General features: G+C 70.6%; 18 protein-coding genes. 11 read left to right on the plus strand and 7 right to left on the minus strand.

The features are described 5' to 3' along the window. Positions 1-86: 86 nt before the first annotated feature. The 8 genes from ACKI2N_RS31245 to ACKI2N_RS31280 all read left to right on the plus strand — a co-directional run bounded on the left by ACKI2N_RS31245 (position 87) and on the right by ACKI2N_RS31280 (position 8,397). The gene (locus ACKI2N_RS31245) at positions 87-1,262 is read left to right on the plus strand and encodes a branched-chain amino acid ABC transporter substrate-binding protein (protein WP_420992157.1); all 1,176 of its coding nucleotides are present in this window, start codon (positions 87-89) and stop codon (positions 1,260-1,262) included. 117 nt (positions 1,263-1,379) lie between these two features. Next, complete coding sequence (locus ACKI2N_RS31250; RefSeq protein ID WP_420992156.1) at positions 1,380-2,309, plus strand: branched-chain amino acid ABC transporter permease; 930 nt, start codon at positions 1,380-1,382, stop codon at positions 2,307-2,309. 21 nt (positions 2,310-2,330) lie between these two features. Continuing rightward, positions 2,331-3,497, plus strand: a complete 1,167-nt coding sequence (locus ACKI2N_RS31255) for a branched-chain amino acid ABC transporter permease (RefSeq protein ID WP_420992155.1) — start codon at positions 2,331-2,333, stop codon at positions 3,495-3,497. Continuing rightward, positions 3,494-4,297 (plus strand): ABC transporter ATP-binding protein, encoded by an 804-nt coding sequence (locus ACKI2N_RS31260; RefSeq protein WP_420992154.1) that lies wholly within the window; start codon positions 3,494-3,496, stop codon positions 4,295-4,297. Before ACKI2N_RS31255 ends, ACKI2N_RS31260 begins: the two co-directional genes overlap by 4 nt. Beyond that, positions 4,294-5,001, plus strand: coding sequence for an ABC transporter ATP-binding protein (locus ACKI2N_RS31265; protein ID WP_420992153.1), 708 nt, complete (start codon positions 4,294-4,296; stop codon positions 4,999-5,001). The genes ACKI2N_RS31260 and ACKI2N_RS31265 overlap by 4 nt, the downstream gene beginning before the upstream one ends. A 30-nt stretch (positions 5,002-5,031) precedes the next feature. Beyond that, positions 5,032-6,321, plus strand: a complete 1,290-nt coding sequence (locus ACKI2N_RS31270) for an amidase (RefSeq protein ID WP_420992152.1) — start codon at positions 5,032-5,034, stop codon at positions 6,319-6,321. Positions 6,322-6,364: 43 nt separating this feature from the next. Continuing rightward, the gene (locus tag ACKI2N_RS31275) at positions 6,365-7,672 is read left to right on the plus strand and encodes a M20 family metallo-hydrolase (RefSeq protein ID WP_420992151.1); all 1,308 of its coding nucleotides are present in this window, start codon (positions 6,365-6,367) and stop codon (positions 7,670-7,672) included. 59 nt (positions 7,673-7,731) lie between these two features. Further along, positions 7,732-8,397, plus strand: coding sequence for a helix-turn-helix domain-containing protein (locus ACKI2N_RS31280; protein ID WP_420992150.1), 666 nt, complete (start codon positions 7,732-7,734; stop codon positions 8,395-8,397). 52 nt (positions 8,398-8,449) lie between these two features. Here the strand turns inward: ACKI2N_RS31280 and ACKI2N_RS31285 are convergent, their stop codons facing one another. Continuing rightward, complete coding sequence (locus tag ACKI2N_RS31285; RefSeq protein WP_420992149.1) at positions 8,450-8,584, minus strand: hypothetical protein; 135 nt, start codon at positions 8,582-8,584, stop codon at positions 8,450-8,452. A gap of 140 nt (positions 8,585-8,724) precedes the next feature. Beyond that, complete coding sequence (locus ACKI2N_RS31290; RefSeq protein WP_420992148.1) at positions 8,725-8,862, minus strand: DUF3563 family protein; 138 nt, start codon at positions 8,860-8,862, stop codon at positions 8,725-8,727. Positions 8,863-9,205: 343 nt separating this feature from the next. On the opposite strand from ACKI2N_RS31290, the gene ACKI2N_RS31295 reads away from it, so the two are divergent. Further along, the gene (locus ACKI2N_RS31295; protein WP_420992147.1) at positions 9,206-9,373 is read left to right on the plus strand and encodes a hypothetical protein; all 168 of its coding nucleotides are present in this window, start codon (positions 9,206-9,208) and stop codon (positions 9,371-9,373) included. 90 nt (positions 9,374-9,463) lie between these two features. Further along, on the plus strand, positions 9,464-10,357 hold the full coding sequence (nhaR, locus tag ACKI2N_RS31300) for a transcriptional activator NhaR (protein ID WP_420992146.1): 894 nt from the start codon (positions 9,464-9,466) through the stop codon (positions 10,355-10,357). A gap of 63 nt (positions 10,358-10,420) precedes the next feature. On the opposite strand, the gene ACKI2N_RS31305 is transcribed toward nhaR, so the two are convergent. The 5 genes from ACKI2N_RS31305 to ACKI2N_RS31325 form a co-directional block, all read right to left on the minus strand. Beyond that, positions 10,421-11,311 carry a hypothetical protein gene (locus tag ACKI2N_RS31305; RefSeq protein WP_420992145.1) on the minus strand — a complete coding sequence of 297 codons (891 nt, stop codon included), beginning with the start codon at positions 11,309-11,311 and terminating at the stop codon, positions 10,421-10,423. Beyond that, entirely contained in the window at positions 11,308-12,627 is a 1,320-nt protein-coding gene (locus ACKI2N_RS31310; RefSeq protein WP_420992144.1) for a hypothetical protein, read from the minus strand. The genes ACKI2N_RS31305 and ACKI2N_RS31310 overlap by 4 nt, the downstream gene beginning before the upstream one ends. Before the next feature lie 177 nt (positions 12,628-12,804). Then, complete coding sequence (locus tag ACKI2N_RS31315; protein WP_420992143.1) at positions 12,805-13,815, minus strand: alpha/beta fold hydrolase; 1,011 nt, start codon at positions 13,813-13,815, stop codon at positions 12,805-12,807. A gap of 114 nt (positions 13,816-13,929) precedes the next feature. Beyond that, positions 13,930-14,433, minus strand: coding sequence for a nitrate reductase associated protein (locus ACKI2N_RS31320; RefSeq protein WP_420992142.1), 504 nt, complete (start codon positions 14,431-14,433; stop codon positions 13,930-13,932). A gap of 26 nt (positions 14,434-14,459) precedes the next feature. Continuing rightward, on the minus strand, positions 14,460-16,778 hold the full coding sequence (locus tag ACKI2N_RS31325) for an FdhF/YdeP family oxidoreductase (RefSeq protein ID WP_420992141.1): 2,319 nt from the start codon (positions 16,776-16,778) through the stop codon (positions 14,460-14,462). 235 nt (positions 16,779-17,013) lie between these two features. Between ACKI2N_RS31325 and ACKI2N_RS31330 the strand changes: the two genes are divergently transcribed. Continuing rightward, positions 17,014-17,934: a bestrophin family protein gene (locus tag ACKI2N_RS31330; protein ID WP_420992140.1), complete on the plus strand. Its 921-nt coding sequence runs from the start codon at positions 17,014-17,016 to the stop codon at positions 17,932-17,934. The last annotated feature ends 3 nt before the right edge of the window (positions 17,935-17,937 follow it).

Here is a 17,937-nt window from a genome sequence, read left to right on the forward strand (position 1 = left end):
TTGCGGATTGCAGGAATACTTTCTTTCAAGTCACTTGAAGACCAACCGGGCCGGCCGCTGCCGGCTATCTGCCTCAGGGGGTAAGGATGCGTAGGAAGAACACCGTAGTGGCCGCCGCCATGCTGGCGGCTTCGGCAGGGCTGGCGCTGGCGTCGGCGCCCGCGGCCGCCAAGGACGTGGTCAAGATCGCCTTCGTGGGGCCGCTCACCGGCGGCGTCTCGGCCATCGGCCTGGGCGGCCGCAATTCCGCCGACCTGGCGGTGCGCCTGCGCAACGCGGACCCCAAGTCCAGGTACACCTACGAGCTGGTCACGCAGGACGACGAATGCCGCCCCAACGTGGGCGTGCAGGTCGCCACCAAGATCGCGGCGGACCGCAGCATCGTGGCCGGCGTCACGCATTTCTGCTCGGCCGTGGCGATGGGCACGGTGGGCGTGTACAACCGCTTCCAGCTGCCGGTGGTGGTGTGGGGCGCGGTGCTGCCCGACGTGACCTACGGCAACGATTTCAAGGAAATCCACCGCGTCAACGGCACCATGATCAACCAGAGCGACGTGGCCGCCAAGTTCATGACCGGCCTGGGCTACAAGAAGTGGGCGATCATCCACGACACCACCGACTACGGCAAGGGCCACAACAAATACTTCAGCGAGTTCCTGAAGAAGGACGGCGGCACCGTGGTGGGCACCTTCGGCGTGACCGCCGACCAGCAGGATTTCACCACCGAGCTGACCAAGATCCGCGAGCTCAAGCCCGACGTGGTGTACTTCGGCGGCCTGACGCCGCTGGGCGTGCGCATCCGCACGCAGATGGAAAAGCTGGGCATCAAGGCGCAGTTCGAGGGCACCTCCGGCATCAAGGCCGATGCCTATATCCAGGGCACGGGCAAGGACCTGGCCGAAGGCTCGCTGGCCTTCATCGAGGGCGCGCCGTGGGAAAAGCTGCCCGGCGGCCTGTTCTTCCAGGGCAAGTACTCGCAGCAGAAATACAGCGATCCGCCTGAAGCCTACGGCCCGTTCGCCTTCGCCGCGGCCAACCTGATCATGGACGCCGTGGAGAAGGTCGGCCCGGACCGCAAGAAGGTGCGCGACGCGCTCAACGCCACCAAGGACGCCGACACCATCGTGGGCAAGGTGACCTTCGACGACCACCGCCAGAACATCGTGCCGCTGGTGACCAAGTACGTGGTCGAGGACGGCAAGTGGGTGATCTGGGAAGACAGCGCCTACGGCAAGGGCAAGAAGAAGCTGGCCGGCCTGTAGGCCGCACCGCCGCGAATCGGCACCGCCGCGCCGCCGCCGGGTGGCGCGGCAGCGTGCCGCCATGCCTGGCGCGGCCGACCGCGCCGCAAGACGCGCCCTCCCCGACGCGGAGAATCCATGAGTGTGATCGCCCAATATGTGTTCAACGGACTGATGCTCGGCATGATCTATGCCATGGTCGCCGTTGGCTTTACCCTGTTCTTCGGCGTGCTCGACGTCATCAAGTTCTCGCACGGCGACACGCTGATGGTCGGCGCCTTCGCCGGCCTGGCCGCGTCCACCGGCGTGCTGATGCTCGGCATCGACACGCCGTGGATACGGCTGCTGGCGGTGGTGGCATGCGCGGTCGGCGTGACCGGCCTGCTGGGCGCCGGAATCGCCAGGTTCCTGATCCTGCCGCTGCGCAAGGCGCCGCCGCTCAACACGCTGCTGGCCACGCTGATGCTCGGCACGGTGATGCGCGAGTGCGTGCGGCTGTTCTATCCCGACGGCTCCAACCCCAAGCCCTTCCCGCAACTGCTGCCGACCGCCTCGATCGAGCTGGGCAGCCTGTCGCTGCGCGCGGACAACGTGATCCTGCTCGCCACGGGCATCGCCATCATCGTCGGCGTGCACCTGCTGATCACGCGCACCCGCTTCGGCATGGCGATCCGCGCGGTGGCCCAGGACGGCGAGACGGCGCGGCTGATGGGCATCAACTTCGAGGCCGTGGTGCTGTTTACCTTCGCGCTCGGCTCGGCCATGGCGGCGCTGGCCGGCGTGATGAACGGCCTGTACTACAACGAGATCAACTTCAACGTGGGCCTGCTGCTGGGCGTGATCGGATTCGCCGCTGCCATCCTGGGCGGGCTGGGCAATATCTACGGGGCGATCCTGGGCGGCTTCCTGTTCGCGGCGCTGCAGGTGATCGGCAGCGCCACGCTGCCGGCGCTGGTGCCCGATATCCCGAGCGCGTACAAGGACGTGTTCGCCTTTGCCGTGGTGATCGTGCTGATGGCGTTCAAGCCGACCGGACTGATCGCCGAGAAAACCAGTGAGCGGGTCTGAGGCCACAGGGAGACCAACACCATGAACCAAGCAACCATCCCGATGCGCGCGCCCGCCGCCGTGCTGGCCGCGGCCGGCATCGCCATCACGGTCTACCTGTGGCTGTTCCTGCATGCGGAGTCGCAGCTGAGCGTGGCCATCCTGCTGCTGGTGGCGCTGGCCGCGGTGGTGGCCGGCCGCCGGCTCGGCGCCACCCGCCGCATCGAGGCGGCCGGCATGAGCCGGCCCGGCCTGGCGCGCCTGTGGGCGGCGGGCGGCACGCTGGCGCTGATCGCGGCGTTCTACGATACGCACTTCGCGCTGCTGATGATCTGCACCGTGCTGCTGTACACCACCGCGTGCCTGGGGCTGACGCTGCAGTTCGGCTTCTCGGGCGTGGCCAATTTCGCCGGCGCGGCGTTCTTCGGCATCGGCAGCTACGCCACCGCCGTGCTGGCGGCGCACACCGGCCTGCCGCACCTGCTGGTCATCGCCATCTCCGGCGCGGTCGCCGCGCTGGTGGGGTCGCTGCTGATCGCGCCGGTGCTGCGCACGCGCGGCCACTATGCCGCGCTGGTCACCATCGCCTTCGGCATCCTGTTCAAGACCTTCATCGAGGTCAACGACGTGCTGGGCGGCCCGCAAGGCCTGCAGGTGCCCGGCATGCGCATCTTCGGCTATGCCCTCAACGACGGCTTCGCGGTGTTCGGCGCCGACGTGTCGTTCTACGTCAGCTATGCCCTGCTGAGCCTGGGCCTCTGCGGCGGCGTGTTCGTCGTCGTCAAGGCGCTGGAGCACTCGTGGGTGGGCCTGGCCATGGACGTGGTGCGCACCGACGAAACCGCCGCCGCCACCTTCGGCCTGCATATCGCGCGCTGGAAGGTCGTGGCATTCATGCTGGGCAACTTCTTCGCCGGCATCGCCGGCAGCGTGTACGGCATGCTGACCGGCTTCGTGGCGCCCAACAACTTCACGTTCTCGGATTCGCTGCTGATGCTGTCCATCGTGATCCTGGGCGGGCTGGGCAATGCCGTGGGCCTGGTGCCGGCCGCGATCATCGTGCTGGTGCTGCCCGAGAAGCTGCAGTTCATCCAGGAATACCGCTTCCTGTTCTACGCGGCGCTGGTGATCGCCATCCTGCTGTTCCGCCCCGACGGGCTGATGCCGCGCAAGACGCGCCTGTTCTTTGCCCGGGAGACTTCGCGATGAACCGCAACGAAAATGCCGGCGCCGGCGCCATGGTCGAGGTGCGCGGCCTGACCATGCGCTTCGGCGGCCTGACCGCGCTCGACAGCCTCGACATGCGGATCCGCGAAGGCGAGATCCTCGGCCTGCTGGGCCCCAACGGCTCGGGCAAGACCACCTTCTTCAACGTGCTGACCGGGCTCTACAAGGCCAGCAGCGGCTCCATCGCGTACGGCGGCGAGGAGGTCATCGGCAAGTCGCCGCAGGACATCTACCGCAGCGGCGTGGCGCGCACCTTCCAGCGCTCCCGCCTGTCGCTGCCGCTGACGGTGTTCGACAACATCGCGATCGGCGACTACCAGCACATGCGCCACGGGCTGTGGTTCAACCTGTTCCGCCGCAAGGCGTTCCGCGCGGAGTACGACGCCTATGTGGACAAGGTGAAAGGCCTGCTGAACATCTTCAGCCCGCCGCTGGTCGCGCGCCTGTTCGAGCCGGTGGAGACCTTCACCATGATCGACCGGCGCCGCATCGAGGTGTGCCGCGCGCTGATGAGCCAGCCGCGCCTGCTGCTGCTCGACGAGCCCTCCGCCGGCATGACGCACGACGAGACCCACGAGCTGATGAACGACATCCTGGACGTGCGCGGCAAGCTCAAGCACCTCTGCGTGGTGCTGATCGAGCATGAGATGAACGTGATCGAGCGCATCACGGACCGCTGCGTGGTGCTGAACTACGGCAAGAAGATCGCCGAAGGCACCTATGCGCAGATCACCGCGGACCCCGATGTGCAGACCGCCTACCTGGGAGAGGAAGCAGCATGAGCACGCTGAGCGTGAAGGGCCTGAGCACCGGCTACGACAAGATCGACGTGCTGCACGACGTGTCGATCGAGGTGGCGCCGGGCAAGATCACCTGCATCCTGGGCGCCAACGGCGCCGGCAAGAGCACGCTGATCCGCGCCATCCTGGGCCTGACGCCGCCGCGCCGGGGCCAGATCCTGTGGGACGGCCGGGACCTGGCCGGGGAAAAGACCCACAAGATCATCGCCCGGGGCATTTCGTGCATTCCCGAGGGCCGCAAGGTGTTCCCGCGCATGACGGTGGCGGAGAACCTGGCGCTGGGGGCCTTCCTCGAGAACGACGCGCCGCTGGTGCGCGAGCGGCTCGGCAAGGTCTACGACATCTTCCCGCGCCTGAAGGAGCGCGCCGCGCAGCTGGCCGGCACCATGTCCGGCGGCGAGCAGGCCATGGTATCGATCGGGCGCGGGCTGATGGCCGAGCCGAAGCTGCTGGTGATCGACGAGCCTTCGCTGGGGCTGTCGCCGCTGTACGTGAAGGAGAATTTCAAGGTCATCAAGCAGATCAATGCGCTCGGCATCACCGTGCTGCTGGTGGAGCAGAACGCGCGCCAGACGCTGGCGATCTCGCACTACGGCTATGTGCTGTCGCAGGGCCGCGTGGTGGCGCAAGGCACGGCCGAGGCGCTGTCCGCCAACGACGAAGTCCGCTCGGCCTACTTCGGCTGAGCGCGCCAGATCCAGAGGAGAAAACCGGCAATGAACGATTTCCTGGCCCTTCCCGTGCGCGAGTTGGCCGCCCGCATCCGGCGGCGCGAGCTCAGCGCGCAAACCGTGGCGCGCGCCTGCATCGAGCGCATCGAGGCCGCCGAGCCCGGCATCCTGGCCTGGCAGCATTTCGACGCCGCCCAGGCGCTGGCGCAGGCGCGCCTGCTCGACGCCGGCCAGGCCGGCGGCGCGCTGCAGGGCGTGCCGGTGGGCGTCAAGGACCTGATGGATACCGCCGGCATGCCCACCACCTATGGCTCGCCCATCTACGCCGCGCACCGCCCGGCGATGGACGCCGCCAGCGTGGCCGCCGCGCGCGCGGCCGGCGCGCTGGTGATGGGCAAGACCGTCACCACCGAGTTCGCCACCTTCCAGCCGGGCGCCACGCGCAACCCGCGCGCGCCGGCCGACGCGCCGCGCACGCCGGGCGGCTCGTCCAGCGGCTCGGCGGCCGCGGTGGCCGCCGGCATGGTGCCGCTGGCCTTCGGCACGCAGACCGCCGGCTCGATCATCCGCCCGGCCGCCTACTGCGGCGTGGTCGGCTACAAGCCCACCTACGGCACGCTGCCCGGCGCCGGCATCAAGCCGCTGGCGCCGAGCCTGGATACCGTCGGCGTGCTGGCGCGCACGGTGGACGACGCGGCGTTCTTCATCGGCACGCTGGCGCGCCTGCCGCTGGCGCCCGCCGACGCCCCGGCGCCGGCCGGCCTGCGCGTGGGCATCTGCCGCACGCCGCACTGGGAGCGCGCCGGCGACGACAGCCGCCGCGCGCTGGCAGATGCCGCGCGCGTGCTGCAGGCGCAGGGCGCCACGGTGGGCGAGCTGGCGATGCCGGACGCCTTCGCGCACCTGACCCAGGCGCAGATCGACATCATGGCCTACGAGGCCGCCGCCGCCTTCGCGCCGGAACTGCACGCGCGCGCCGCGGATTTCAGCGCCGGCTTTGCCGCGCTGCTGGCCACCGGGCAGCGTATCGGCGGCGAGCACTACTTCGCCGCGCAAGCGCTGGCCGCGGCCGCGCGCCGCGCGTTCGAGCCCGCCTTCGGCCAGTTCGACGTGGTGCTCGCGCCGAGCGCCGAGGGCGAGGCGCCGGCCGGCCTGGGCGCCACCGGCGACCCCGTTTTCAACCGCATGTGGACCCTGCTCGGCAATCCGTGCGTGCACGTGCCCACCGGCAGCGGCGCGCACGGCATGCCGGTCGGCGTGACGCTGGTCGGCCCGTACCGCGGCGACGCGCAAGTGCTGGCCGCCGCGCACGCGCTCGAGCGCGGCCTCGCGTGAGCCGCCGCGGCGCGCGCGGGAACCACAATCCAGGAGCATCGTTTTGACCTTTCAGGAACAACAAGCCGCCGAGCGCGCGCAGGACCACGTCGACAGCGCGCGGCTGCAGGCGGCCATCGCCGCGCTCGCCGCCTTCGGCGGGCGCGGCGATGGCGGCGTCTCGCGCGAGACGCTGACCGACACCGACCTGGCCGCGCGCCGCCATCTCATCGACCGCGCCCGCGCGCTCGGCTGCGAGGTAAGCACCGACGACTGCGCCAACCTGTTTTTCCGCCGCCCCGGCACCGCCGACCTGTCGCCGGTGCTGACCGGCAGCCACGCCGACACCCAGCCGGTGGGCGGCAAGCTCGACGGCGCGTACGGCGTGCTGGCCGGCCTGGAAGTGATCGCCGCGCTCAACGATGCCGGCATCCGCACGCCGCGCCCCATCGAGGTGGTGGCCTGGACCAACGAGGAAGGCAGCCGCTTCGGCCCCGGCGCCATGGGTTCCAGCGCCTTCGTCGATCCCGCCTGCCTGCCGGCCTACCGCGACGCGGTGGACGGCGCCGGCGTGCGCTTCGGCGATGCGCTCGATGCCGCGCTGGCCGCCTTTCCCGACGTGCCGCGCCGCGCCATGCGGCAGCCCATGTCCGCCTGCGTGGAGCTGCATATCGAGCAGGGCCCGGTGCTGGAGCGCGCCGCCGTGCCGCTGGGCGTGGTCGCGGGCATCCAGAGCGTGCGCTGGTACCGCGTGGCGTGCACCGGCATGATGGCCCACGCCGGCACCACGCCGATGGCCGAGCGCAGCGACGCGATGGCCGCCGCGGTAGCCATCGCGCAGCAGTTGTACGCCTTCGCCGCGGCGGAATCCGGCGGCGGGCATGGGCACGGGAACGAGAACGAATTGCGCCTGACGCTGGGCCGCTGGCAAGTCACGCCCAACTCCGTGAACACCATCCCCGGCAAGGTAGAATTCACCGTCGACGTGCGCTGCGTGGACGAGGCGGTGCTGGCGCGTTTCGAGGCCAGGCTCGCGGAAGTCGCCGCGCAGCCGCGGCTGCGCCAGGGCGGCGTGGGTTTCGAGTGTTTTTTCCGCCGCCCGCCCACGCTGTTCCCGCCGGCGATGCTGGCGCTGATCGGCCAGGCCTGCGGGCGGGCCAGCGCGCAAGCCGGCTTGCCGGCGCCCGTGCAGCTGACCTCCGGCGCGTTCCACGATGCTATGTACCTGGCCGGGCATTGCCCGACCGCCATGATCTTCGTGCCCAGCAAGGGAGGCATCAGCCACAATGCCGCCGAGGAAACCGCGCCGCACGACCTGTTCCTCGGCGCGCAGGCGCTGGCCTATGCCGTGGCCGCGCTCGCGCACCGGTAGCCGGCGCGGCGGGCCGCCGGCAAGCTGCCCGCCTCCCCTCATTCCTGGACGAACGCGAATTGAAAACCAAGAACGCACCGCCTGCCAAGAAACCCGCCACCGCCAAGCCGGTGGCCAGGGCCGCGCCGGGAAAGGCGGCCGGCGCGCCGGCGCGCGCCGCGGCCCCGCCCGCGCCCGCCTCGCCCGCGTCCACGCTAGGCCTGAAGCTGCGCCACGCCCGCCTGGTGGCCGGCTACACCCTGCTGCAGCTGTCGCACAAAGCCGGCTGCTCCGAGAGCCTGATCTCCAAGCTCGAACGCGGCCACGCCACGCCGTCGTTCGCCATGCTGCACCGGCTGGCGGTGGCGCTCGACACCAATATCGCCGCGCTCACCAGCGACGAGGCGCCCCCCGAAAGCCCGGTCCTGCGGCTGGGCGAGCGCGCGGTCATCAAGTCCGGCGGAATCGCGCTCGAGCGCCTGGTGCTGCCCAAGCGCGGCGGGCTGCTGCAGGCGAACATCCACATCGTCTCCCCGGGCGAAGCCAGCGACGGGCAGATCGAGCACGTGGGCGAGGAAGTCGGCTACGTGCTCGAAGGCACGCTGGAACTGATGCTCGGCGAGGCGACCTACACCATCGGCGCGGGCGACGCGTTCACGTTCCCCAGCAGCGTGCCGCACGGCTACCGCAACGTCGGCACCGACGTGGCCAAGGTACTTTGGGTGAATTCTCCGGCTACGTTCTGACGCGCGCGCGGCGGCGTTGCCGGCCCGCACGGGCGATGCGGCCCGGCCGGGATCATGCCGCCGCGGACATCGATGTCCACAACAGATAGGCCGCGGCCGGGACCAGCATGCATGCCGCGATCGCCATGTAATATCGCGCACCGTGATGCGGCGGGTTGGCATGAAAATGGTGAGTCAGCTGTTTCATGGCGGCCTCCAGCCGGAATTCGAAGCACCAGGGTCGGGCCCGGTCCACGGGCCATTGTCATTGACGTTGCAATGCAAGGACCATGCCGCCCGCGCCTCGCGCTCCGGCAGCATGGCCCGTGCGACCCGTCGGGGAACGCCTCAATCGTTCCGTTCAAGCGACCGCATGCGCCGCTCCAGGTCATGCAGATCGGTCGAGGACGACAGATAGCCGTGATGCCGGTCTTGCTCAGAGCGATCGAACCAGGCGAGAAAACGTTCGAGAACCGAGTTGAACATGATGAATCTCCGATATGCGTGGCCGGGATGTCTTGCGCGGTCGGGCCCGGGCTGCCACGTCGACTGAGCCCCGCGTCGCATCGACCCGGCCCGCCACCTCCATCTCGTTGCTGCCGTGCATCGTGTCGATGACAGAAGGCTAGCCGCGCAGAATGAGGCCCGAATGAGGGCCACCTTCCCTTATCGGCGCCGCCCCGCGCGCGCGCGCCATCTTGCCCTCTCCGCCGTACTTCTCCCTGCCCCGGCCCGGCTCATTTTCATCTCACTTTCGCCTCGTAGTCTTCCGTGCACCGACGGCCCGGACCCATCCGGCCACGACACATCCACCACACCGGAGACCGCCATGATTGCCCACTTCGTCGACCAGATCGCCACCCAGCTGAACTTCTGGATGGAGTACGCCGCGCAGCGCCGCGCCGAAGCCTGCTTTTCGGCTTGCGCCGACCTGGGCGACCTGGGCGACCCGGAACGCCGGATGCGCCACCTGGAGCGCGACGGCCGGGCGAACTGACACTCCCGCGCCCTGGCGTGCCGGGGATCGACAGCAGCAAGCCCGGCGCGCGCGGCACATGGCCGGCCTGGGCAAGACGGACGCAATGCGATGAACTTCAAACACCTCTATTACTTCTGGATGGCGGCGCGCAGCGGCGGCATCGTGCGCGCGGGCACGCAGCTGCATGTGACGCCGCAGACGCTGAGCGGCCAGATCAAGCTGCTCGAAGAGCGCTTCGGCTGTGCGCTGTTCGAGCGCGACGGACGCAATATCCGCCTCACCGACCAGGGCCGCGTCGCCTTCCGCTATGCGGACGAGATCTTCAGCCTGGGCGCGCAGCTGGAGTCCGCGCTCAAGCCGCTGGCGGCCGCCGGCGCGCCGGCGCCGTTCAAGGTGGGCATCGCGGACTCCATCCCCAAGCCGATTGCGTACCGGCTGCTGGAGCCCGCCATGGCCCATGCGGAGGCGGTGCGGATCGTCTGCCGCGAGGGCGGCCTGCCGGCCCTGCTGACGGAGCTCGAAGCGCACCGGCTGGACCTGGTGCTGTCGGACTCGCCGCATCCGCAGGCGGCCAGCGCGCGGGCGGTGCATCACCACCTGGGCCAGTCCGGCATCGCGATCTTCGCCGGCGGCAGCCTGGGCGGCAAATGCACGGCGGCGTTCCCGGCCTGCCTGCACGGCGCGCCGATGCTGATGCCGGGCATCGACAGCGCGCTGCGCCCGAGGGTGGAAGGCTGGCTCACGGAGATGGGCATCCGGCCGCTGATCGTGGGCGAGTTCGACGACGACGCGCTGATGCTGGCGTTCGGCCGCGAAGGGCGCGGCGTGTTCGCCGCGTCGGCCGCGCTCGAGGAACAACTGCTGCGCGAGCACGGCGTGCGCCTGCTCGGCACCATGACGGACGTGTTCGACGAGTTCTATGCCATCTCGATCGCGCACCGGGCCTGCCACCCCTCGGTATCGCGCATTGCCAACGCGCTGCGCGGCGAACTGCTTTCCTGACCCGCGCCCCGTCCTTCGCGCTTTGCTCTCAGGTTCGCTCTCCGGTTCGTTCCGCTCCCGCCCCTACCGCGCCGCCGGCAGCCCCGGCGCCGCCCGCCGCGCGCGGATATCGAGCAGCAGCGCCGCCGTCACCACCAGCACGCCGGCCAGCGTCAGCGTGCTCCAGTCGTACGCCGGCGACAGCATCGACAGCGCGAACGACAGCATCGGCTGCGCCGCCATGCAGATCAGCACGGTCACGGCGTCGGCGCGCTGGATCGCCAGTTGCAGCAGCAGCATCGGCAGCAGCACCGCGACCGAGCCGATCGCCAGCATCACCGACAGCTCGCCCGGCGTGACCGTGGCGTCCTGCCCGCCCGCCGCCAGCCACAGCACCGCCGCCGCGATGGTGAGATAGAAGCGGTGGGCCAGGATGTCCCCGGGGCGCCAGCCCTGCGTGGCGAGCGCCTTCGACAGCGTGGCCACCAGCGCCGAGGCCACGCCCACCATCAGGCAGGCGAACAGCGCGAGCCCCGCCAGCAGGACCTCGCCGCCCGGCGCGGCCCGCTGCATCTCGGCGGCCGCCAGGATGGCGCAGCCGCCGACGATGCCGGCGCAGGCCAGCGCCCGGCGCGGGCACAGGCCCGGGCCGCGGCGCAGGCGCACCAGCAGCACGCCCGCGAGCAGCGACGCGCCGATGTCGAGGGCGCCCACGGTGGCCGGCGGCAGGTGCTGCAGCGCGTAGAAAAAACCCAGGAACGTGACTGCGGTCCACACGTTCATCATGACCATGGCACGGCGCCCCGTCCTCGGCGCGCGCAGGCGCGCGCCGAGCAGGAACACCGCCGCGGTCAGCGCGAAGCTGGCCAGGATGAAGACCGCGGCCGACACGCCGGGGATGAACGTGCCGTACAGGACCTTGCCGGCCGACTGCAGGCCGACCGCGCCCAGCGTCAGTCCCTGGGCGGCAATCATGCCGCGCTCCGCAGCATCGCGGCGGGGGCGACGTCGTAGAGCTCGCCGGCATCATTCCACGCGCGGAATGCCTGCAGGTCGGCGCTGAGCTGGCCCGGATCGTCATGCGACAGGTAGACCACACCGCCGCAGAAGAACGAATCCGCGGTCCGCCAGACCCGCGCGCCCGCTTCCAGCGGACGGTGGTGCGAGTGGAACGACGGCAGCAGCCGCAGCTTCGCCAGCCCGCCGGTGCCGCGCACCAGGCCATCGTGCGCGAACACGAAGAACGCCTTGGCGAAGGGGCGCCTGAACGTGTAGTGCGCCTGCGGCGGCAGCCCGGCCGGGGCCTCGCCGTGGTCCGCGCGGTGGCTCCAGCCGGCGCCGGCGAGCAGGTCCGCGTAGCGCTCGGCCTGGGTCTGCATGCCGGCCGCGGCGTAGGGCTCCCAGTCCATCGCCCCGCCCATCAGGCGCGCGCCGGCCTCGATCAGCGCGGGGCCGCGCGGCGTCCACTTCAGCTCCGCATGGGCCGCACCGTTCTGCACGCCGAGCGCGCCCAGCGCGTCGCGCGTATAGGGAAGCAGCCGCTTCCACGGCGTGGCGGCCGGATCGAGCAGCCGCACCCATTCCGCGGCGACCGAGGCGCCCTGCACCATGCGCAGGCCCACGTGCCAGGCATCGGTGACGAAATGCCGGCCGCCGCAACTGATGGTGTTGACGATGAACTGCGGGCCCGCCAGGAACGACTGGACCAGCAGGCGGTCGTTGACGGCGCCGAGCAGGTTGCCCCGGTTGAGCGCCTGCGCGAAGGCGCGCTCGATGTCCGCGTCGTTGAAGCAGATCACCACGCCTTCGGAACTCGCGCTGTCGAGCGGCTTGACCACCACCGGCCAGTTGCCCTTGCGGCTCGCCCAGCGGCGCGCCTCGAGCGCCGAGGCGGTCACGATCTGCTCGGCGCAGTGCAGCCCGCGCGCGCGCAGCGCCTCGATCATCTCGAACTTGTCGCGCCGCGCGCGCAGCGTTTCCATGCGGTTGGCCGGCAGGTCCATCACGTACGCGAGCTGCTCGGCGTAGGACACGCCCCATTCCGAGCCCGCCACCACCGCATGCGGGCGCAGCGCGGACAGCCTGAGCGCGGCGGCCTCCACCGTGCCCAGATGGCCGAGGTCTTCGTCGTAGCGGCCGGGGTCGAACGAACGGGCGACCGCCGGCGGCATCTGCGCCGTGGAGCGCACGTGCACGCAGCGCACGCCCTTGGCCGAGAGTTCGCGGGCCAGTTCGCGGCCCGTGGAGTAGCCATCGACGATGGCGATGGTCTTGTCTGATCCGTATTCCATGTTGGCACCTGTACCTGGGGACTGAGCCGGTGGACCGACGCGGTCCGTGTGGCGACAGTGCCAATGTAGGCGGCAGGCGCGCGCGCGAAAATGCGAGATTTCGGGGGAAATGCTCAGGTTTTGCCGAAGCGGGGAACGGGCCTGCGTCGGCGGGGGCCGGCGTCGGCGGGGCCGGCGTCAGCGCCCGATGAACGCGCTGATGCGCTGCGCCAGCTGGCGCGGATACTGGTACATCATCGCGTGGCCGCCGCCGGCCACGTCGTCGAGCGTGGCGCGCGGCAGCGCCTGCGCCAGGACCCGCGCGTTGCGCGGCGCCAGCACCGCGTCGTCGGTGCCGGCCAGCACCAGCGCCGGCGCCGCGACCTGCCGCAGGCGGCCAAACGCGCGGTCGTCCCCGTGCCACGCGCGCAGCATGGCGTCCTGCTGGCGGGTCACGGCCGGCGGGATGGCGGGGTTGCCATAGCCGGGCGGCGTGAACATGTCCTTGAGGAAACACTGTGCCGCGCGCGGCGCCACCGCCGGCGGAAAGAGCAGGTCCATCACGCGCTCGTAGTGGCCCTTGCCGCTGCCGGACAGGACCTGCTCGACGCGGCCGGAGACCGGCACCGAGGCGCGCCCCGGCGGCAGCGTGCTCAGCAGCACCAGGCGCGACACCAGCGCCGGCTGCTCCAGCGCCAGCAACTGGGCCACGGCGCCGCCCATCGACCAGCCCAGCACCGTCACGTCCTTGAGGCCGAGCGTCTCGATCAGCGCCCCGGTATCGCGCGACAGGTCGCCGAGCCGGTCGCCGCCGGCGCGCGCCACCGAACGGCCGATGCCGCGGTTGTCGAACACGATCACCTCGTGGGTCCTGGCCAGTTCGCCGAGGAAATAGGCGTTCCACTCCGCCATGGTGGCGCGATAGCCGGTCACCAGCACGATCGGGCTGCCCTGGCCGAAGCGGTAGTAGGCCACCGCGCCGCGCGGCGTCGCCGCGATCCGCTGCGCGAGGGCATCGTCCCGGTCGGGGCGCGCGGGGTCGGCGCCGCACACCATGCCGGGTGCATAGGCGAGCGTCTCGGCGGCGGCGGGGCCGGCGGCCAGGCCGGGCAGCATCGCCAGCGCCGCCAGCCAGGCCAGCGCCGCCGCGCGCCGCGGCCGGTGTCCGCGGGCGGCATCGCCGGCGGCATATCGGGTGTGGAGAACCATTGCCTGCCCCCCTGCTGTCGCGAACGTCGTGAGGTCGTGAATGTCGCGAATCGACAGGCTGCAGTCTACAAGGCTCCCGGCACTTTGCGCCAGGCCGGGCGGCCATCCATGCGGCTATGCCAGCCGCAGTTCGGCCAGCGCGGCGCGGAACGCTTCGTTGGGGCGCGGCTTGCGGGACATCTTGGCCAGCGTGTAGCGCGCCAGCGGCGGCAGCCGACGCCACGCCTCGGGCGCGGCCGGCGCGAGGCCGGCCCACGCATACTGCGCCAGCACGGCGGCGGGCAGCGCGCCGACCTCGCGCCATGACGCGTCGGGCGCCACGTCGAGCCTGGCCGGCGCCTTGCCGAGGTGCTGCCGCATGGCGGCGTCGAGCAGCGCGCGGAAGGCGGCGGCGTCCTGCGCGTCGGGCGCGTCCGCCGCGCTGGCCGCCACGCTGGCCTGCACCAGCTGCCGGCGCGCGTGCAGCGGCAGCAGTTGCCACTCGGACAGGGCGATGGTCACGCCCTCCTGGTCGAGCGCGAAGCGCACGCTCATGGGGATGTAGCGCAATGCCTGCGCGGCGGCCTCGTCCACGGGAAAGCCGAAGCAGGTGACGCCGGGGCCGGAAGCCGGGAGCATGGCGGTTTCCTCCTGTGGCATGCGATCTAGGCGGCCGCGCGCGGGGCGGCGGTGGCATGCAGCAGCACCGGGATGGACTTCGAGGTCGGCGTGTTGCAGAGGTCCGCCACGCTGTCCAGCGGCACCAGCGGATTGGTCTCGGGGTAGTAGGCGCCGATGCAGCCGCGCGGGATGTCGTACTCGACCAGCAGGAAGCCGTCGGCGCGGCGCTCGATGCCGTCGTCCCAGACCGTGGTCATGTCCACCCAGTCGCCGGCCTTGAAGCCGAGCATCGCCAGGTCGTCGCGGTTGATGAAGACCACGCGGCGCTGGCCGAACACGCCGCGGTAGCGATCGTCGAGCGCGTACACCGTGGTGTTGTACTGGTCGTGCGAGCGCGTGGTCATCAGCGTCATCAGGCGCTCGCCGTGCTGCGCGCGGGCCCGCGCGATGGGCGTGTCGGCGGTAAGCGGGTTGACCAGGAACACGGCCTTGCCCGACGGGGTGTGCCATTCGCGCTCGCGCGCGGCCACGCGCAGGTGGAAGCCGCCCGGATGGGCGATGCGCGCGTTGTAGTCCTCGAAGCCGTCGACGACCACCGCGATCTTGTCGCGGATGCGCGCGTAGTCCTGCGCGTACCACAGCCACGGCACCTGCGCGTCGCCGAGCGTGGCGCGCGCCATGTGGGCGACGATGGCGGTCTCGGACATCAGGTTGGGCGAGGCCGGGCGGTTCATGCCGAACGAGACGTGCACCATCGACACCGAGTCCTCCACGGTGACGCCCTGCGCCACGCCGTCCTGCATGTCGATCTCGGTGCGGCCGAGCGTGGGCAGGATCAGCGCCGCCTTGCCGTGGATGAGGTGGCTGCGGTTGAGCTTGGTGGCGATGTGCACGGTCAGCTCGCAGGAGCGCAGCGCGTCCCAGGTGCGGTAGGTGTCCGGCGTGGCGGCGGCGAAGTTGCCGCCCAGCCCGACGAAGACCTTGACCTTGCCCTCGAGCATCGCCTCGATGGTCTCCACCACGTCGTAGCCGTGGTGGCGCGGCGGGGAGAAGGCGAACACCTCGCCGAGCTTGTCGAGGAATGCCGCGGCCGGCTTTTCCTCGATGCCCACGGTGCGGTTGCCCTGCACGTTGGAGTGGCCGCGCACCGGGCACAGGCCGGCGCCTTCGCGGCCGATGTTCCCGCGCAGCATCATCAGGTTGGTGAGCATCTGGATGGTCTGCACCGAGTGCTTGTGCTGGGTCAAGCCCATGCCCCAGGTGCAGATGACGCGCTTGCCGCGCGCGTAGATCAGCGCCAGCCCCTCGATGTCCTCGCGCGGCACGCCGGATTCCTGCTCGATCACCGTCCACGATTCGGCGCGCAGGTCGGCGGCGAAGGCGGCGAAGCCGGTGGTGTGGGTCTCGATGAAGTCGGTGTCGAGCACGCGCGGCTGGCCGGCGGCCACGGCTTCGTCGTCGAGCTCGACCACGCGCTTGGCCACGCCCTTGATCAGCGCGTAGTCGCCGCCGATGCGCGGCTGCACGAACACCGAGCAGATCTGCGTGCTCGACATGGTCAGCATTTCCATCGGGTGCTGCGGGCTGGTGAAGCGCTCCAGCCCGCGCTCGCGCAGCGGGTTGATCGAGACCAGGGTGGCGCCGCGCCGGGCGCATTCGCGCAGCTCGCCGAGCATGCGCGGGTGGTTGGTGGCGGGGTTCTGGCCGAAGATCAGGATGGTATCGGCGTGCTCGAAATCGTCCAGCGTGACCGTGCCCTTGCCCACGCCCACCGTCAGTGGCATGCCGCGGCTGGTGGCCTCGTGGCACATGTTCGAGCAGTCGGGGAAATTGTTGGTGCCGTAGACCCGGGCGAACAGCTGGTACAGGAAGGCGGCTTCGTTGCTGGCCCGCCCGGAGGTATAGAACGCGGCGTGGTTGGCGTCGGGCAAGGCGCGCAGGTGGGTGCCGATCAGCGCGAAGGCGTCCTGCCAGGCGATCGCCTTGTAGGTGTCGGTCATGGGATCGTAGACCACGGGGTCGGTCAGGCGGCCGTGCTGCTCCAGCTCGTAGTCGGTCTGCTTCATCAGCGCCTCGACCGTGTGGTGGGCCAGGAAGTCCGGCGTCACGCGCTTGGAGGTGGCCTCGGCGGCCACCGCCTTGACGCCGTTCTCGCAGAACTCGAAGGTCGAGGCATGCTCGCGGTCGGGCCAGGCGCAGCCCGGGCAGTCGAAGCCGTCCGGCTGGTTCTGGCGGAACAGCGTGCGGTAGTTGCCGCCGGCCACCCGTTCCTTGAGCAGGTTGATCGCCACGTACTTGAGCGCGCCCCAGCCCGCGGCGGGATGCGTGTAGGGTTCGATGCGTGCTTTCGACTTGCTGCCCATGGCGGTGCTCCGTGTTTCGGTATAGCGCGGTTGCGTCAGTTGCGGCAGGTTAGCCCGCGTGGCGCCGTGTGGCTTTCGCGGCAGCCCGCGGATGTCGGATTCGCACGGTACCGCGGCGCGCGCGCGCGCCGGCCGTGCGAATCCGACGAACGCGCCGGCGGCGCGAATACGGCCAGCGGGCGGGGACGCTACGCTGTGGCACATATCCCGTTCCCCCCACCCGAAGGCCGACCCCGTGATCGTCAGACCCCCGCAGAACTGGTTTCGCATGCTGTTCGCCTGGAAAGGCTCCGTGCTCCGGGACATCATTCCGCAGCTGGTCTTCATGGCGGTGGTGAGCGGGCTCGCGGTGCTGACCGACGGGCGCGTCCTCGGCGAGAAGATCCCGCTCAACGCCGTGCCGTTCACCTTGTGCGGGGTGGCGCTGACCATCTTCCTCGCCTTCCGCAACAACGCCAGCTACGACCGCTACTGGGAAGCCCGCAAGATGTGGGGCAACATGCTCATCGCCGCGCGCACGCTGGCGTCGCAGGCACTCTGCTATGCCGCGCCGATGGACGGCGCGTTCGACGGCGTGGCCTTCGCGCGCGGCATCGTCGCCCTCGCCTATACCCTGAAGCACCAGTTGCGCGGCACCTGCCCGGCCCCCGACCTGCGGCGCCTGCTGCCGATCCGCGCGGTGGTGGCGCTGGCCGACAAGCAGTACAAGCCGGTGGCGCAGCTCAACGCGCTGCGCGCGGCGCTGGCGGCGTCGCACCGGCGCATGGGCATCACCGGCACCCAGCTGTGGATGCTCGACGGCCAGCTCGACCGCCTGGGCGAAGTGGTGGGCGGCTGCGAGCGCATCGCTTCCACGCCGATTCCGTTCGCCTATGGCGTGCTGCTGCATCGCACGGTCTACGCCTACTGCATGCTGCTGCCGTTCGGGCTGGTCGATTCGATCGGCATGGCCACGCCGCTGATCTCCATCTTCGTGTCGTACACGCTGATCGCGCTCGAAGCGATCGCCAGCGACATCGCGGAGCCGTTCGGCCTGGCGCCGAACAATCTCGCGCTGGACGCCATGACGAACGGCATCGAGCGTTCGCTGCTGGAACTGTGCGAACTCGAGCTGCCGGCCGAGGCCACGCCCGTGCGCCCCTACCAGCTGACCTGAGGG

The sequence above is a fragment of the Cupriavidus sp. 30B13 genome, from assembly GCF_049059565.2.
In the GTDB taxonomy this organism is placed as follows: Bacteria; Pseudomonadota; Gammaproteobacteria; order Burkholderiales; family Burkholderiaceae; genus Cupriavidus.

Excerpts from the sequence above, each read along its gene's own strand:
- ACKI2N_RS31255 (WP_420992155.1), top strand. The coding sequence starts at position 2,331 with ATGAACCAAGCAACCATCCCGATGCGCGCGCCCGCCGCCGTGCTGGCC.
- ACKI2N_RS31320 (WP_420992142.1), bottom strand. The coding sequence starts at position 14,433 with ATGCTCCCGGCTTCCGGCCCCGGCGTCACCTGCTTCGGCTTTCCCGTG.
- ACKI2N_RS31310 (WP_420992144.1), bottom strand. The coding sequence starts at position 12,627 with ATGGAATACGGATCAGACAAGACCATCGCCATCGTCGATGGCTACTCC.
- ACKI2N_RS31250 (WP_420992156.1), top strand. The coding sequence starts at position 1,380 with ATGAGTGTGATCGCCCAATATGTGTTCAACGGACTGATGCTCGGCATG.
- ACKI2N_RS31295 (WP_420992147.1), top strand. The coding sequence starts at position 9,206 with ATGATTGCCCACTTCGTCGACCAGATCGCCACCCAGCTGAACTTCTGG.
- ACKI2N_RS31305 (WP_420992145.1), bottom strand. The coding sequence starts at position 11,311 with ATGATTGCCGCCCAGGGACTGACGCTGGGCGCGGTCGGCCTGCAGTCG.
- ACKI2N_RS31290 (WP_420992148.1), bottom strand. The coding sequence starts at position 8,862 with ATGTTCAACTCGGTTCTCGAACGTTTTCTCGCCTGGTTCGATCGCTCT.
- nhaR (WP_420992146.1), top strand. The coding sequence starts at position 9,464 with ATGAACTTCAAACACCTCTATTACTTCTGGATGGCGGCGCGCAGCGGC.
- ACKI2N_RS31325 (WP_420992141.1), bottom strand. The coding sequence starts at position 16,778 with ATGGGCAGCAAGTCGAAAGCACGCATCGAACCCTACACGCATCCCGCC.
- ACKI2N_RS31315 (WP_420992143.1), bottom strand. The coding sequence starts at position 13,815 with ATGGTTCTCCACACCCGATATGCCGCCGGCGATGCCGCCCGCGGACAC.
- ACKI2N_RS31270 (WP_420992152.1), top strand. The coding sequence starts at position 5,032 with ATGAACGATTTCCTGGCCCTTCCCGTGCGCGAGTTGGCCGCCCGCATC.
- ACKI2N_RS31260 (WP_420992154.1), top strand. The coding sequence starts at position 3,494 with ATGAACCGCAACGAAAATGCCGGCGCCGGCGCCATGGTCGAGGTGCGC.
- ACKI2N_RS31285 (WP_420992149.1), bottom strand. The coding sequence starts at position 8,584 with ATGAAACAGCTGACTCACCATTTTCATGCCAACCCGCCGCATCACGGT.
- ACKI2N_RS31265 (WP_420992153.1), top strand. The coding sequence starts at position 4,294 with ATGAGCACGCTGAGCGTGAAGGGCCTGAGCACCGGCTACGACAAGATC.
- ACKI2N_RS31245 (WP_420992157.1), top strand. The coding sequence starts at position 87 with ATGCGTAGGAAGAACACCGTAGTGGCCGCCGCCATGCTGGCGGCTTCG.